General features: G+C 61.6%; 10 protein-coding genes. 6 read left to right on the top strand and 4 right to left on the bottom strand.

From position 1 onward, the window contains the following. Nucleotides 1-308: 308 nt before the first annotated feature. Nucleotides 309-1,310, bottom strand: a complete 1,002-nt coding sequence (locus tag FMF02_RS03510; RefSeq protein ID WP_026075117.1) for a GGGtGRT protein — start codon at nucleotides 1,308-1,310, stop codon at nucleotides 309-311. A 33-nt stretch (nucleotides 1,311-1,343) separates the two neighbouring features. Beyond that, nucleotides 1,344-2,036 carry an iron-sulfur cluster assembly scaffold protein gene (locus FMF02_RS03505; RefSeq protein ID WP_019131481.1) on the bottom strand — a complete coding sequence of 231 codons (693 nt, stop codon included), beginning with the start codon at nucleotides 2,034-2,036 and terminating at the stop codon, nucleotides 1,344-1,346. A gap of 134 nt (nucleotides 2,037-2,170) precedes the next feature. On the opposite strand from FMF02_RS03505, the gene FMF02_RS03500 reads away from it, so the two are divergent. Then, nucleotides 2,171-2,674, top strand: a complete 504-nt coding sequence (locus FMF02_RS03500; RefSeq protein WP_141412231.1) for a GNAT family N-acetyltransferase — start codon at nucleotides 2,171-2,173, stop codon at nucleotides 2,672-2,674. 276 nt (nucleotides 2,675-2,950) lie between these two features. Further along, nucleotides 2,951-3,610 (top strand): HAD family hydrolase, encoded by a 660-nt coding sequence (locus FMF02_RS03495; RefSeq protein ID WP_141412230.1) that lies wholly within the window; start codon nucleotides 2,951-2,953, stop codon nucleotides 3,608-3,610. An 18-nt stretch (nucleotides 3,611-3,628) separates the two neighbouring features. On the opposite strand, the gene FMF02_RS03490 is transcribed toward FMF02_RS03495, so the two are convergent. Both FMF02_RS03490 and FMF02_RS03485 read right to left on the bottom strand, forming a co-directional pair. Further along, nucleotides 3,629-5,884 carry a cation:proton antiporter domain-containing protein gene (locus FMF02_RS03490; RefSeq protein WP_141412229.1) on the bottom strand — a complete coding sequence of 752 codons (2,256 nt, stop codon included), beginning with the start codon at nucleotides 5,882-5,884 and terminating at the stop codon, nucleotides 3,629-3,631. Between the two features lie 239 nt (nucleotides 5,885-6,123). Then, nucleotides 6,124-6,894 carry a DeoR/GlpR family DNA-binding transcription regulator gene (locus tag FMF02_RS03485; protein ID WP_141412228.1) on the bottom strand — a complete coding sequence of 257 codons (771 nt, stop codon included), beginning with the start codon at nucleotides 6,892-6,894 and terminating at the stop codon, nucleotides 6,124-6,126. Nucleotides 6,895-7,267: 373 nt separating this feature from the next. On the opposite strand from FMF02_RS03485, the gene FMF02_RS03480 reads away from it, so the two are divergent. From FMF02_RS03480 to FMF02_RS03465, 4 genes are all read left to right on the top strand, one after another. Further along, nucleotides 7,268-8,629: an MFS transporter gene (locus FMF02_RS03480; protein ID WP_026075114.1), complete on the top strand. Its 1,362-nt coding sequence runs from the start codon at nucleotides 7,268-7,270 to the stop codon at nucleotides 8,627-8,629. 585 nt (nucleotides 8,630-9,214) lie between these two features. Beyond that, complete coding sequence (locus tag FMF02_RS03475) at nucleotides 9,215-10,240, top strand: nucleoside hydrolase (protein ID WP_162851466.1); 1,026 nt, start codon at nucleotides 9,215-9,217, stop codon at nucleotides 10,238-10,240. A 182-nt stretch (nucleotides 10,241-10,422) separates the two neighbouring features. Then, on the top strand, nucleotides 10,423-13,650 hold the full coding sequence (locus tag FMF02_RS03470; protein WP_141412227.1) for a SusC/RagA family TonB-linked outer membrane protein: 3,228 nt from the start codon (nucleotides 10,423-10,425) through the stop codon (nucleotides 13,648-13,650). A 4-nt stretch (nucleotides 13,651-13,654) separates the two neighbouring features. Next, nucleotides 13,655-15,166, top strand: a complete 1,512-nt coding sequence (locus FMF02_RS03465) for a SusD/RagB family nutrient-binding outer membrane lipoprotein (RefSeq protein WP_141412226.1) — start codon at nucleotides 13,655-13,657, stop codon at nucleotides 15,164-15,166.

Below are 15,166 nucleotides of genomic sequence, written 5' to 3'. Positions count from 1 at the left end.
AGATTTCCATGCGGAAATCTCCTCGGTTTTTCGTGGACGGCGGTCTGCGGGGAGGGTGCCGCGGCTGGCGGGGCGGTTTGCCGGCCGCGGCGGAGTGCTGCCGAAGCATTGGCCGCAGTCGGGGATGAACTGCCGGAGCCGTGTCGGCAGAAGGATGTCGGGAACGTCCCGCCTTTCGCCGGACCATCGGCCGTGCGGCGGAAAGCGGCTGCGGATGCCGTGCGGCCCTGCGGATCGGGAGATTCCGCAAAAAAGGAGCGTACCCGCGCGGGTACGCTCCTTTTTTCTGCGATCCTGCGGAGGCAGGACTATTTCATCGCCTGCTCGACAGCCACCGCGACGGCCACCGTAGCGCCGACCATCGGGTTGTTGCCCATGCCGAGGAAGCCCATCATCTCCACGTGTGCGGGAACCGACGACGAACCGGCGAACTGGGCGTCCGAGTGCATACGGCCCATCGTGTCGGTCATACCGTAGGAAGCGGGGCCTGCGGCCATGTTGTCGGGGTGCAGCGTGCGGCCCGTGCCGCCGCCCGAAGCCACCGAGAAGTACTTCTTGCCGGCCAGCACGCGCTCCTTCTTGTAGGTGCCGGCCACGGGGTGCTGGAAGCGGGTGGGGTTGGTCGAGTTGCCCGTGATCGACACGTCGACGTCCTCCTTCCACATCACGGCCACGCCCTCGCGCACGTCGTCGGCGCCGTAGCAGCGTACCTTGCCGCGAAGTCCGGTCGAATAGGGGGTCTCCTTGACGATCGCCAGCTCGCCCGTGTAGTAGTCGAACTTGGTCTGCACGTAGGTGAAGCCGTTGATGCGCGAAATGATCTGTGCGGCGTCCTTGCCCAGGCCGTTGAGGATCACGCGCAGCGGATTCTTGCGCACCTTGTTGGCCATTTCGGCGATCTTGATGGCGCCCTCGGCTGCGGCGAACGATTCGTGGCCGGCCAGGAAGGCGAAGCACTGCGTCTCCTCGCGCAGCAGACGTGCGGCCAGGTTGCCGTGGCCGATGCCCACCTTGCGGTCGTCGGCTACCGATCCGGGAATGCAGAACGCCTGCAACCCCTCGCCGATCGCCTCGGCGGCGTCGGCCGCATTCTTGCAGCCCTTCTTGATGGCGATGGCGGCGCCTACGACATAGGCCCACTTGGCGTTCTCGAAGCAGATCGGCTGCGTCTCCTCGCAGGTCTTGTAGGGATCGAGCCCCTTCTCGGCACAGATCGCCTTCGCGTCTTCCACGCCGTTTATCCCGTACTGAGCAAGTACAGCGTTGATTTTATCAATTCTGCGCTCGTAGCTTTCAAACAAACTTGCCATATCTCAATTTCTTATTATTCGGTTAAACAACGGTTATTCGTGACGCGGATCGATGTACTTCTTGGCCTCGGCGAAACGACCGTAGCAGCCCTTGGCCTTTTCGAGCGCCTCCTTGGGATCGATGCCCTTCTTCACGAAATCCATGAACTTGCCCAGATGCACGAACTCGTAGCCGATCACCTCGTCGTTCTCGTCGAGCGCCATGCGGGTGCAGTAGCCTTCGGCCATTTCGAGGTAGCGCGTGCCCTTGGCCAGCGTGCCGAACATCGTGCCCACCTGGCTGCGCAGGCCCTTGCCCAGGTCTTCGAGCGAAGCGCCGATGACCAGGCCGCCCTCCGAAAAGGCCGACTGGGTACGACCGTAGACGATCTGCTTGAACAGCTCGCGCATGGCCGTATTGATCGCGTCGCAGACCAGGTCGGTGTTGAGCGCTTCGAGGATGGTCTTGCCCGGCAGGATCTCCGATGCCATGGCGGCCGAATGCGTCATGCCCGAGCAGCCGATCGTCTCGACGAGCGCCTCCTGGATGATGCCGTCCTTGACGTTGAGCGTCAGCTTGCAGGCACCCTGCTGGGGCGCGCACCAGCCCACACCGTGCGTCAAACCCGATATGTCCTTGATCTCCTTGGCTACAACCCACTTGCCCTCTTCGGGGATCGGTGCGGATTCGTGATTTGCACCCTTCTTAACGCAACACATCTGTTGCACTTCGTGTGAATAAATCATAACCGTTAAATTTTATTGAAATTCGTTGAACGTGTAACTGTATTCCGCCGCAAAGGTAGTAATTTTGTTCGGTTCCCGCCACAGAAAACGGCGATTTTTCACTAATTTCGCCCCTCGAACGAATACTCCGGAACATGGTGATTCTCCCCGCAACCGAGGCCGATTTGCAGGCCGTCATCGAACTCGTCGCCCAGGGGCGCGCGGCATTGGCCCGTCAGGGCGTCGACCAGTGGCAGGACGGCTATCCCTCGCCGGAGACGGTCCGGCGCGACCTGCTGCGCGGCGACGGACGCATCGTGCGCATCGACGGTGCGGCGGCCGCCTACGCCGCCTTCTTCTTCGACGGCGAACCGGCCTACGACCGGATCGAGGAGGGCGGCTGGGCCGCCGAAGGGCCTTATGTGGCGGTGCACCGGCTGGTCGTGGGCGAGCGCTTCGTGCGGCGGGGAGTTGCCGCCGCGTTGCTGCGCGAAGCCGCCCGCGAGGCGCTCGTGCGCGGCATCCGCTCGTTCCGCATCGACACGCATCCCGACAACGGACCTATGCGTGCGCTGCTTGTGAGGGAGGGGTTCGCCTGTCGGGGCAAGGTGCGCTACGAAGCCGTGCGGCTGGCTTACGAGAAGCCGATCTTCGGCTGATCCGCTCAGGTACGTTACCGCCTCCGGTGACGGATGCCGGAATATTCGTGCGGATGATTTGAATCAAGGCGGCTATATCCCGTTTTGCACCGCCGCTCCTCCAAAGCGGGCTTTGTCCGAAGCCCCGCCCGGGCGGGGCCGATCTGCAAACGCGGCTTTGCCGCGAATGCTCCGACAGTCGGTCGTGTGCAGTGGCTCGGAAAACCGACGGGGTGCAGAGTTGTATACAGCTGCCTGAATTTTCCTGCCGCCTTTTACCTTACGCGAAACATACGGATGAAAACGACCTACACCCACCTGCTGTTCGACCTCGACGGTACGCTGACCGACCCCATGGAGGGGATCACACGATCGGTGCAGTACTCCCTGCGCCATTTCGGCATCGAGGTGACCGACCTGCGCAGCCTGACGCCCTTCATCGGGCCGCCGCTGGCCGAGTCGTTCCGCGAGTTCTACGGCTTCGACGACGGACGCATCCCCGAGGCGATCCGCCTGATGCGCGAATATTTCAGCGAACGGGGCTGGCGCGAGAACCGCCTCTACGACGGGATGCCGCAGCTGCTCGAACGTTTGTGCGCATCCGGACTTACGCTGGCGGTCGCCACGTCGAAACCGGTCGTGTTCGCCCGGCGCATTCTCGACCATTTCGATCTGGCGCGCTATTTCGCCTTCGTGGGCGGCGCCGAACTCGACGGCAGCCGGCAGGCCAAAGCCGACGTGATCGCCCATGTATTGCAGGGGTTGGGCGGCGTCGATCCGGCGACTTGCCTGATGATCGGCGACCGGCGCCACGACGTCGCGGGAGCGGCCGCCGCCGGCATGGATTCGTGCGGCGTGCTGTGGGGCTACGGAAGCCGTGCGGAGCTGACCGGGGCCGGAGCGACCCGTATCGCCGCCGATCTCGGCGAGTTGGAACGGATCGTAACCGGTCGGTGAGCGGCAGCGGCCCGTGCGCTACTCCTGCCGGACGGCCTCGAAGAAGGGCTTCATGCGCTGCGGGTCGCCCACTGCCCAAACTACGTCGCCCGCGCGGAGCCGTTCGCCGGCGGAGGGATTCGTCACCGGCCCTTCGGGGCGTTCGATGCCCAGCACCAGCGCCGAGGCGCGGCGGCGTACCTCCGCTTCGCCGAGCGTCGTACCGTCGAGCGCCGACCGGGCAGGCAGGGTGTAGGAACCTATCCGCAGAGCCGTGGCGGTCTTCTCTTCGCGGCGGCGTTTGCGTTCCGACCGCTGTTCGTCCAGTACGCGGTGGAAGATGCGGAACTCTTCGTCGGTGCCTACGACCGTCAGACGATCGTAGGGAAAAAGCATCGTATGGCCGTCGGGGAGTTGCAGCCGGCGTTCGCCGCGGCGGATGGCCACGACCGTGACGCCGTAGCGGCGGCGGAAGTCGATCTCGCGGAGCGTCCGTCCTGCGACGATCGATTCGGCCGCGACGCCGAATTCGGCCATGTGGAGCTGCTCGAACGGCAGCTGCCCTTCATTCAGCGGCCGTTCTGCATCGGCCGTGTCGTCGCCGCCGAAGTTCTCGCGCAGACGCTCCTCCATTTCGAACGAACGGCGGCGGAGCCGTTTCGAGAAGACGATGCCGGTGAGCAGCGCCAGCGACACGGCGAAGCCCATGCCCGAAGCGGTGTCGAACAGCGACGCCACGACGGTCATCAGAATCCCGATGCAGAGCAGGCATTTGATGAGAATGAGCGAGACGAGCGGCCCGCGGTTGAATTTGCTGTCGTTCCACAGCTGTCGGAATTCGGGCGAGCGGTTGCCCTGCCGGAGCACGACGAGCAGGATCGGCGCCAGCACGGCGAGGATCGCCGCCAGACTCACCGCAGCGCCCGTCCGACCCGGAATCCGCGCCTCGATCCACGGTGCGGCGTAGCGCAGGAAGGCCGCTTCGGCGAAGATGCAGAAGACCAGATAGAGTGCGCCGGGCAGCATCATGCGCCGCAGCAGCCGCAGCCAGGTGTTGTGGCGGCTTTCGGGGCCTGCGCCCGATGCGTAACGCGCCAGCGACCGCTGCCATTTGGCAGGCAGGTGCCGTTCGAGATAGTCGCAGGCGGGGTCGGCGGCCCGCATCATGTAGGGCGTCAGGAAGGTCGTGACGACCGATACGGCCACGATGACGGGATAGAGGTAGTCGTCGGTCACGTGTAGCGTCGTGCCCAGGGTGGCTATGATGAAGGCGAACTCGCCGACCTGCGTGAGCGAGAATCCCGACTGCACGGCTACGCGCAGCGGTTGTCCCGATACGAGCACGCCGAGCGTGGCGAAAGTCGCCTGTCCGGCGAGTACTACGACCGTGAGCAGCACGATGGGGCCAGCGTAGCGCACGAGCAGCGCCGGTTCGATCATCATGCCTACCGAGACGAAGAAGATCGCGCCGAAGAGGTTCTTGACCGGTTCGACCAGTCGTGTGATCCGTTCGGCTGCGACCGTTTCGGCCAGGAGCGATCCCATGACGAAGGCGCCGAGTGCAGCCGAGAAACCGGCCTTGACGGCGATCATCACCATCCCCAGACACAGGCCGAGCGCCACGATGAGCAGCGTTTCGTCGTTGAGCAGCCGTTGCAGCCGTTTGAGCAGCGTGGGGATCAGGTAGATGCCCAGCAGCGACCAGAAGATCAGGAAGGCTCCCAGTTTGAGGATGCTGCCCAGCATCTCGGCGCCTTCGAACTGCTTGCTCACGGCCAGCGTCGAGAGCAGCACCATCAGCACGACGCCCACCAGATCCTCGACCACGAGGATGCCCAGCACCACGCCCGTGAAGCGCTGTCCGCGCAGCCCCATGTCGTCGAAGGCCTTGAAGACGATCGCCGTCGACGACATCGAGAGCATCCCTCCCAGGAAAATGCTGCTCATGTGGGAGAAACCCAGCGACATGCCCGTTCCGTACCCCACGAACATCATTCCTGCCACGATCGTCACGGCGGCCGTGACGGCCGTGCCGCCCACGCTCAGCAGTTTGCGGAACGAGAATTCGAGTCCCATGGCGAAAAGCAGGAAGATGACGCCGATGTCGGCCCACACGCGGATGCTCGACGCATCGGAGACGGTCGGGATGAACGATACCGAAGGGCCTGCCAGCACGCCGGCCACGATGTAGCCGAGGATGACTGGTTGGCGCAATCCCTTGAAGACGAGCGTAGAACAGCCGGCGGCGACGAGGATGATCGCCAGGTCGGAAATGAGCGGTGCGATGGCGGACATGAGGCGTAGGTTGAACCGGTCGGAGGCCGCGGGCGGGCCGTAGGGTGCCGTCGCCGCCGGCCGGAGGTTTCCGACTGCAAAGATAGGCAATCGGATGCAATGTTGTGCGCGCGGTGCGCGCTTCCGCGGAAAGAGGATTTGTTGCGCGAAGCGCTGCGACGCTCCGAACGAACGATTCCCTCGTTCCGGACGGAACGAGGGAATCGCCGCCTTTCATTCTTGATTCGGTCGCACGGGGGTTAGACGGCCTCCACCACCGTCACCTCGATACCCTGACTGCGCAGTTGCGCGAGGGTGTGGGGCGAGACGTTGCTATCGGTGATGATCTGGTCTACGTCGCTCAGGTCGCAGATTTTGCTGAACCCGCGGCGGCCGAACTTCGAGCTGTCGGCCAGCACGATCGTTTTCTGTGCGGTGCGGATCATGGCGCGGTTGAGGCCCGCCTCCATGAGGTTGGTCGTCGAGAGCCCGTATTCGAGGTCGATACCGTCCACGCCCAGGTAGAGTTTGCTGCACGAGAAGTCTTGCAGCATCCGTTCGGCATAGACCCCGACGGCCGAGACCGAGGTGTTGCGCACCATGCCACCCAGCTGCACCACGTCGACGTTGTGGTCGCGCACGAGGATCGGGACGATGTTGACCGCCGAGGTGATGACCGTCAGCCGCCCCTGCGCCTTGATCTCGCGGGCCAGGAAGAGCATCGTGGTTCCCGACGCGATGAGGATCGAGTCGTCGGGCGTGACGAGCGACGCGGCGCGGATGCCGATGGCACGCTTCTCGGTGGCGTTGTGTTTCTCCTTTTCGTTGACCGGACGGTCGTTGATATAGGGATTGATCAGAATGGCGCTTCCGTGGGCGCGGTAGAGCATCTTCTTCTCTTCGAGCAGCGTGAGATCCTTGCGGATCGTCACCTCCGACACTTTGAGCCGTTCGGCCAGAGCGGCGACGCTTACCGAGCCCTGCTGTTGCAGCAGATCCATGATGAAATCGTGTCTTTCGGCCAATGTCATAATCGTATCATTAGATATATATTCAAACAAAAATAGTGATTTTCTCGGAATCGGTCAAGCGAAATCCGAAATTGTTGCTCCTTTCTCTGTTACTGCGCGCGCATGTGCGCTTCGTTCGTTCCGGATATTCGGCGGGCCGCGCACTTTTTTTCCGCGGCGGGCTGTCGGGGGGGCTTCCGCTGCCGGAATGGCGGGAGTTCGGGAGCGGGAATACTCCGAAACACAACGGAAACCAATCCGGGATTCTCTTTTCTTGCACTTCGGGTTGACAAGATCGAAAGAATTGATTACCTTTGCCTTTCGGGTAACCGCAAAACCCGCGGGGAGCCGGCAGGTCGCCGGGCCTTCGCAAACCGCTAACCTGACTTACGACATGCAAAGTTTTACTCCTGAAGTACAGAAACGCTTCAAGTACTGGCAGATGCGCACGCTCATCGCCACGATGATCGGTTATGCGCTCTTCTATTTCGTCCGCAAGAACTTTTCGCTGGCCATGCCGGGGCTCGAAGCCGACCTGGGTATTTCGAAAACCAGCCTGGGTATTTTCCTTACGCTCAACGGGCTGGTCTACGGCCTTTCGCGTTTCGTCAACGGTATTCTGGCCGACCGGCTCAACGCACGCTTCTTCATGGCCACGGGACTCGCGCTCTGCGCGCTGGCCAATTTCGCCTTCGGTTTCGGCGTCGACGTGAGCGAGTGGATCACGGGCGAGAGTTCGGGTTCGCAGTTCAACAATACGCTGATCCTCTTCATGGGCGTCATGTGGGTGGTCAACGGCATGTTGCAGGGGACGGGCTTCCCGCCCTGCGCGCGGCTGCTCACCCACTGGATTCCGCCCAAGGAGCTGGCTACCAAGATGTCGGTGTGGAACACCTCGCATTCGATCGGCGCGGGACTGGTCGTCATCCTCTGCGGCTACATCATGAGCCACATGGGCACGGGCGACGCCCATGTCGGCGCATGGCGCTGGTGCTTCTGGATTCCGGCGGGCATTTCGTTCGCCGGTGCGATCGGACTGTTCATTTCGCTGCGCGACACGCCCACTTCGGTGGGACTGCCCGAACTGCCCGGCACCGAGAGCAAAAAGAGCGGGGACGCTCCGTCGGCGGCCGACAAGGCCTTCCTGCGCCGCAAGGTCTTCGGCAATCCGCTGATCTGGATTCTGGCCTTCGCCAACTTCTTCGTCTACATCGTCCGTTTCTCGGTGCTCGACTGGGGCCCCACGCTGCTGAGCCAGTCCAAGGGAGTCAGCATGAGCCACGCCGGCTGGCTGGTGGCGATGTTCGAGATCGCCGGCATCGTGGGGATGCTGGTGGCCGGCTGGGCGACCGACAAGTTCCTCGGCGGACGCGCGCACCGCACCTGCGTCTTCTGCATGGCGGGCGCGGCGCTGTTCATCTTCCTCTTCTGGCAGCTGCCCGTCGGCGCGCCGCTGTGGCTGACGTTCCTTTTCCTGATGATGGCCGGTTTCTGCATCTACGGGCCGCAGGCGCTCATCGGCATCGCCGCCGCGCAGCAGGCTACCAAGAAGGCGGCCGCCACGGCCAACGGCTTCACTGGTCTGTTCGGCTACGCCTCGACGATCGTGTCGGGTGCCGGACTGGGCTATCTGGCGCAGCACTACGGCTGGAACCACGCCTACATCGCCATGATCGCCATGGCACTCGTCGGCATGGCGGTCTTCCTGCTGATGTGGGGCGCCGGACGCGACGGGTACGAGACGGACGCCGAATAACATCGGTCTGCGACGGTCGTTTTCTCGTTTCGGCGTAGTCCGGGCGGATTCGGGACTTGTGCTCGGCCTGACGAAAACGTTTTGCGTAGGACACAGGGGCGGGTGTATTCTCGGAATGCACCCGCCCCTGTCGGTTTTCGGGGCACGCCCGATCTTCGCGGAACCGCTTCGGCTTCTCTCTCCGACCGATTCCGGACGTCTCGGCCCGACCTCTCGCCGACGGTGAACACGGACTGCCCGCCAAGAGCCCCGCAAGGTGTTTTTGCGGATTGGAGTTTGGGTCTCCGATCGCGCTTGAAAAATAATCGGTGTAAAATTTTGAAAAATGCCTGATTTTTTCATATATTTGCGCAAACGATTGTGCAAGCTCTCCGGCTTCGGTATCCGAATCTCCGATACGAAATCGGCCCCGCTCGGAAGGGCGGCCGGGCGGTGAAGGCTGCAAGAAGGCGCTTTCGGTCGGTGCGATGCGGAAGGGCGGGCGGTCGCGGAGGATTTTTATCCGGCTGTCTTGCATCGCGTTTTGTGCGGAACGGCGGTGCGGACGCCGTACGGGAAACCTGAACTGATCTAACCTGAATGTATATGAAGCGAATTTCTATGATTCTGTTTGCCGCGGCGCTGTTGCTGCCGTGGTGCGCCGGCGCCGCAGCGCCGGAGAAGGGGGCTGTCCCCGTCATTTTCGAGACCGACATGGGCAACGACATCGACGATGCGCTGGCGCTCGACCTGCTCTATAAGGGCATGGACGCCGGCCATATCCGTCTGATCGGCGTGAGTCTCAACAAACGCAGTTCGACCTCGTTCGAGTTCATCGACCTGATGAATACATGGTACGGCTATCCCGATATTCCGATCGCCTACACGCCCCGGGCGGTGGACAACAAGGATCGGGACTATACGACGCCCGTCTGCGAATTGAAGGCCTCCGACGGCAAACCGCTCTTCAAGCGCAGCCGCAAGCCCGGCAGCTGGGAGGATCCGGTGGCGATGTACCGCCGGCTGCTGGCGGCCGAGCCCGACAATTCGGTCGTGGTCGTCTCGGTGGGCTTTTCGGGCAATCTCGCGGCGCTGCTCGCCAGCGGTGGCGACGACGTGTCGCCGCTCACGGGCCGCGAACTGGTGGCGCGCAAGGTGAAGTATTTTTCGGTCATGGCGGGCAGCTTCGGGGTGAAGAAGCGCGCCGAGTACAACGTCATCAACGACATTCCGGCCGCGCGCAAGTTCTTCGCAGAGTGCCCCTCGCCGATCGTGCTGACGCCCTTCGAGATCGGCAAGCAGGTGGTCTATCCCGGCCGCAGCATCGCCGAAGATTTCGGTTGGGCGGAGCATCATCCGATGGTCGAAGCCTACAAGGCCTATCACGAGATGCCCTACGACCGTCCTACGTGGGACGTGATCGCAACCTACTACGTCCTGCCGCACGAGCCGTCGTCGCTCACGCTCAGCATCCCCGGCCGCATTACGGTCGACGAGCAGGGCTTCATCTTCTTCACGCCCGACAAGGCGGGACAGCACCGCTACATCACCGCTTCCGACCGGCAGGCGGGCATGATTCTCGGTTATTTCCTGCGTGCGCTGCCCGAACGGCCGTTGCGTTACATGCGATAGTCTGAGCAAAGAGGCGCAGATGCACCTCGTCTGCACCTCTTTTTAACCTTAAAACTTCTTAAAATGGAACAATTAACCTCATTGAAACCGATGAGGCAGAGGGGGGGGGAATTCTACGACTCCTGTCCCTGGCTCTGTTGCTCGCCGTAGTTTCCGGGGAAGCCGCAAAGGCTCAGTCCCGGATGGTCGAAGGCACCGTTGTCGGTCGTGAAGGCAGTCAGGCCGCCGTGCCGTTGGTCGGCGTGGCGGTGGTGGTGAAGGGGTCGCTCCGAAACCATGCCGTCACCGATTTGCAGGGACGTTACTCGATCCGCGTCCCCTCTTCGACCGACACGTTGCAGTTTACCTATCTGGGTTATAAACCGTTGGAGCGGGTGGTCGGTTCGCGCACCCGCCTCGATGTGGAGATGCTCTCCGAATCGCAGCAGGTCGACGCCGTGGTGGTGACGGCGCTCGGACTGACGCGCAAGGAAAAAAGTCTGGGCTACGCCGTTTCGACGGTCGGCTCCGAAGACCTCAACAACACCGTCACGAACAACTGGCTCAACGGGATGGCCGGGAAGGTGGCGGGTCTGAATTTCGACACTTCGTCGGCCGGTCCCGGCGGATCGATTCGCGTGACGCTGCGCGGCGAGGGGTCGTTGGCTTATGACAAGAACGAAGCGCTGTTCGTTGTCGACGGCGTGCCGATCAACAGCGGCATGACCTCCAATACCGAGAACGGCTCCTACGGCAGCACCGTCAGTACGATCGATTACGGCAACGGCGCTTCGGATCTCAATCCCGACGATATCGAGTCGGTATCGGTCTTGAAGGGCCCCGCAGCCACGGCGCTCTACGGGTCGCGCGCAGCCAACGGTGCGATCATCATCACCACCAAGTCGGGACTCAAATCCGGAGGGCTGCGCGTGACATTCAATTCGAATGTCACGCTCGAACAGGCCGGTTTCTGGCCCGATTTCCAGGAGGAGTACGGATCGGGCGTCTATGAGTCGGCGCAGATCGACGGCGTGACCACGCCGCCCGAATACTCCTACTGGAACGTGGCGGCCGACAAGAGCGACACGGGGCAGAAGATCACCCGCTATCACGCCCGTTCGTCTTTCGGCGAGCGCTACGATCCCTCGAAGATGCGCTACATCTACTCGTCCCGCAACTGGGATACCGACGAGTATACGCGCAAACCGTGGGTGGCGCAGGACTGGTACAAAGGATTCTTCCGTACGGGCGTCACCTATTCCAATTCGATCTCCATCGAGGGCGGCAACGGCAAGGGCAATTCGGCCCGCGTGTCGTTCAAGGACATGCGCAACGACTGGATCGTCCCCAATACGGGTTACGAGAGCCAGAATCTCAGCTTCTCCTTCTCGACCCGCATTTCCAAGGCCGTTACCGTGAGCGGTAAGGCCAACTACTATCGCAAGAACAGCGACAATCTTCCTTCGGCCGGTTACAGCACGGCTTCGCCGCTCTATGCGCTGATCTGGAATCCTTCGTCGGTGAGCGTCGACGATATGTACGCCGAGTGGAGCGAAGGGCGTATCGCGGCCATGAATGCCGCAGGAACGACCGGATCGGGCAATCTGATCAACCCCAGCAGCGACAATCCCTATTTCATGGTTTACGAGCAGCTCAACACGCAGGATCGCGACCGCGTGTACGGCAACGTCTCGGTGAACGTCAATATCTGGCGCGAAAAGCTGACGCTCATGCTGCGCGGCGGCATGGATCTCAACAACGATTTTCGCACGCAGCGCAAACCGCAGTATTCGATCGGGCACACCAAGGGGTGGTACCGCGAGCAGACGGTGCGCAATTTCGAGATGAACACGGATTTCATGTTCAACTACAAGGACTCGTTCGGCGATTTCCATCTTTCGGCGGCGTTGGGCGGCAACCGGATGTATCAGAAATTCCAGAATGTGACGCAGACGGCCGAGAATCTTCAAGAACCCGACGTCTTTCTGCTGGTCAATGTCGACGGACGGTTGCTGTCGTCCAACACGCGGCGTGAAAAGGGGGTGAACAGCCTCTACGGTTATGTGAACCTCAGTTGGCGCGACATGCTGTTTCTGGATCTGACGGCACGCAACGACTGGTCGAGTACGCTGGCGCCGGGCAACAACTCCTATTTCTATCCTTCGGTGGGAGTCAGCTTCCTGCTGGACGAGGCGCTCGGTTTTCGGGAACGCGCACCGTGGATCGACATGCTGAAACTGCGCGGATCGTGGGCCAATGTGGGCAACGATACCGACCCCTATCAGCTGACGGCCATTTACAGCAACAGCGATTTCCAGGGAGGCTATCGTCTTTCGAGCGCGATCCAGAACTACAACATCAAACCCGAGAACATCGAGAGCTGGGAGACCGGCATCGAAGCCCGTCTCTTCGGCGGACGCATCGGACTCGACGTGGCGTATTACGATTCGACGACGACCGACCAGATCATCACCGTTCCCGCCGACTGGGCCACGGGTGCGGCATCGAAACTCATCAATGCGGGCGAGGTCAACAACCGCGGTGTGGAGGTGGCGCTCGATCTGCGTCCCGTCGAGACGAAGAACTGGCGCTGGGACATCGGTCTCAACTGGTCGAAGAACTGGAACGAGCTGGTGGCGTTGGCGCCGGGCGTGGAGATGTGGCAGCTCAATTCGAAGCTGACGGTCGGCTCGACGGTCTTCACCTACGCCTATCCGGGCGGTGTGCTGGGACGCCTTTACGGGATCGGCTACGAGACGGCGCCCGAAGGAAGTTTCTACGTCGACGAGGCCGGGAAGTTCGTGGATTGCTCCGGAGCCAGGATCATCGATGCCGAAACGGGAAATCCCGTGCTGACGGAGACGCTCAAAGATCTGGGCAGCATCTATCCCAACTACAAGGCGGGTCTGAACACGCGGCTTAGTTACAAGGGACTGTCGCTGGCGATGACTTTCACGGCGCAACAGGGCGGACGGGCCTATTCGGTGACGAGCGCCGTGCTCTCGACGCTGGGCAAACTCGAAAATTCCCTGCCGGGTCGTTACGACGGTCTGATCGCCGACGGGGTCAATCTCCATGCCGACGGAACCTATTCGAAGAACCGTACGGTGACCCGGAATGTCGTCGAATATTACAACCTCTATGCGCAGTACCGCAACAACATTGAGCAGCACGTCTACTCGACTTCGTTCCTGAAACTCAAAGAACTGCGGCTGGATTACAGTTTTCCCGAACAGATCTGCCGCCGGCTGCGTGTGGTGCGGTCCATTCAGCTGGGCTTCTTCGCCACGAACCTCTTCTGTTGGACGAAGTGGCCGCAGTACGATCCGGAAGTGGCGTCGTGGGCCGGCGGGTCGCTCTCGAAGGGTGTCGAGACCGGCGGCTATCCGATGACGCGGACTTACGGATTCAATCTTAAACTAACCTTCTGACGCGATGAAAACGATACGATTCAAATGCTATGCGGCGTGCTGCATGGCGTTTCTGGGGATGGGCTGTACGGCTTCGTTCGAGGAGTACAACACCAATCCCAATCAGATGGAAATGTGGGAGATAGGCCCCGAAAGCCTGTTGGAGAATCTGGTGTTCAAGGAGTTCGAATGCCTGCTCCACCGCACGTGGTACATCAACGGAGAACTGATCCAGTACACGGTGTCGGGTTCGTCGCTCAATGCCTTCCATCGTTACGTGATTTCGAACGGCGTTCCCTCCGACCACTGGGCCACGCAGTTCCAGTGGGCGGCCACGGCCGACCACATGTATCGCCTGGCGTTGGAACAGAACGACGTCAACTGCCAGGCCATCGCGCTGACGATGCGCGCCTTCTGCATGGCGCACTGCACCGACGGTTTCGGCGACGTCCCCTTTACGGAGGCGTTTCAGGGACGCGACGGCCTCGCCCAGCCGCTGTTCGATACGCAGCGGTCGATTTACGAACGGCTCTACGAGGATTTGGAGTTGGCCAACAGCCTCTACGATGTTTCGAAATCGCTCAAATCGCCTTCGCGCGACCTGCTTTACGGCGGCGACATGGCCAAATGGAAGCGGTTCACCAATTCGCTGCACCTGCGGCTGCTGATGCGCTGCATCAACCGCGACGGGGAGTTGGGCATATCGGAACGTATCCGTTCGCTCGTTTCGCAGCCGACGCTCTATCCGCTGTTCGAGAGCAATGACGATAATGCCACGCTCTTCTATACGGGTGTCGTGCCTTTCGTCAACTATTTCAAGAATACCACCTACGAGAATTTCACCACCTACGGCCGTCGGGCCTCCGCATCGTTCGTAGACCGCATGGCTGCCATCGGCGATCCGCGGCTGTCGATCTATTTCGTGCGCCGCGGCGACGCATGGGGCGGCTATCCGAGCGGCGAACCGGTCGACGAGACGACTACGACCGAGAACGTGGCCAATCTCAACTGGGAGGTGCTGGCGCAGAGTACGTCGCCTTTTTCGGTGATGCGCTACGACGAAGTGCTTTTTCTGCTTGCGGAAGCCGCGCAGCGCGGCGTGATTGCGGGCGTCGGGGCCGAGGAGTATTACGAAGCGGCGATCCGCGCTTCGATCGGTTACTGGCACGGCGTCGATACGTCGGGCGCCGAGTTGCCCGAAAGCGTGATCGAGGCCTATCTGCAAAATGTCGCCTACGACGGGACGTTGCGCTGTATCATCGAACAGAAATACATCGCCCTGTTCTGGTGCGGTATGGAGGCGTGGAACGAGTATCGCCGCACCGGATATCCGGAGCTGACGATCGGGTCGGCGACGAGCAACGACCATATTCTGCCCACGCGTTTCGAATATCCGGTCAACACCTCCACGACCAACCCGGTGAATTATGCACAGGCAGTCGCGCGTCTGGCCGAGTCGTGGCCCGGCGGCGGCGACAACATGCGCACGCCCGTGTGGTGGAGTTTGCAGGCGGCGCGACAATCCCAAAAACCTTGA

The organism is Alistipes communis, assembly GCF_006542665.1.
Taxonomy (GTDB): domain Bacteria; phylum Bacteroidota; class Bacteroidia; order Bacteroidales; family Rikenellaceae; genus Alistipes; species Alistipes communis.
This window is presented reverse-complemented; position numbering and strand designations above follow the sequence as displayed.

What these genes read in the sequence shown, in the direction of transcription:
- FMF02_RS03510 (WP_026075117.1), bottom strand. Translation starts at nt 1,310, where the DNA reads ATGGCAAGTTTGTTTGAAAGCTACGAGCGCAGAATTGATAAAATCAAC.
- FMF02_RS03505 (WP_019131481.1), bottom strand. Translation starts at nt 2,036, where the DNA reads ATGATTTATTCACACGAAGTGCAACAGATGTGTTGCGTTAAGAAGGGT.
- FMF02_RS03500 (WP_141412231.1), top strand. Translation starts at nt 2,171, where the DNA reads ATGGTGATTCTCCCCGCAACCGAGGCCGATTTGCAGGCCGTCATCGAA.
- FMF02_RS03495 (WP_141412230.1), top strand. Translation starts at nt 2,951, where the DNA reads ATGAAAACGACCTACACCCACCTGCTGTTCGACCTCGACGGTACGCTG.
- FMF02_RS03490 (WP_141412229.1), bottom strand. Translation starts at nt 5,884, where the DNA reads ATGTCCGCCATCGCACCGCTCATTTCCGACCTGGCGATCATCCTCGTC.
- FMF02_RS03485 (WP_141412228.1), bottom strand. Translation starts at nt 6,894, where the DNA reads ATGACATTGGCCGAAAGACACGATTTCATCATGGATCTGCTGCAACAG.
- FMF02_RS03480 (WP_026075114.1), top strand. Translation starts at nt 7,268, where the DNA reads ATGCAAAGTTTTACTCCTGAAGTACAGAAACGCTTCAAGTACTGGCAG.
- FMF02_RS03475 (WP_162851466.1), top strand. Translation starts at nt 9,215, where the DNA reads ATGAAGCGAATTTCTATGATTCTGTTTGCCGCGGCGCTGTTGCTGCCG.
- FMF02_RS03470 (WP_141412227.1), top strand. Translation starts at nt 10,423, where the DNA reads ATGGTCGAAGGCACCGTTGTCGGTCGTGAAGGCAGTCAGGCCGCCGTG.
- FMF02_RS03465 (WP_141412226.1), top strand. Translation starts at nt 13,655, where the DNA reads ATGAAAACGATACGATTCAAATGCTATGCGGCGTGCTGCATGGCGTTT.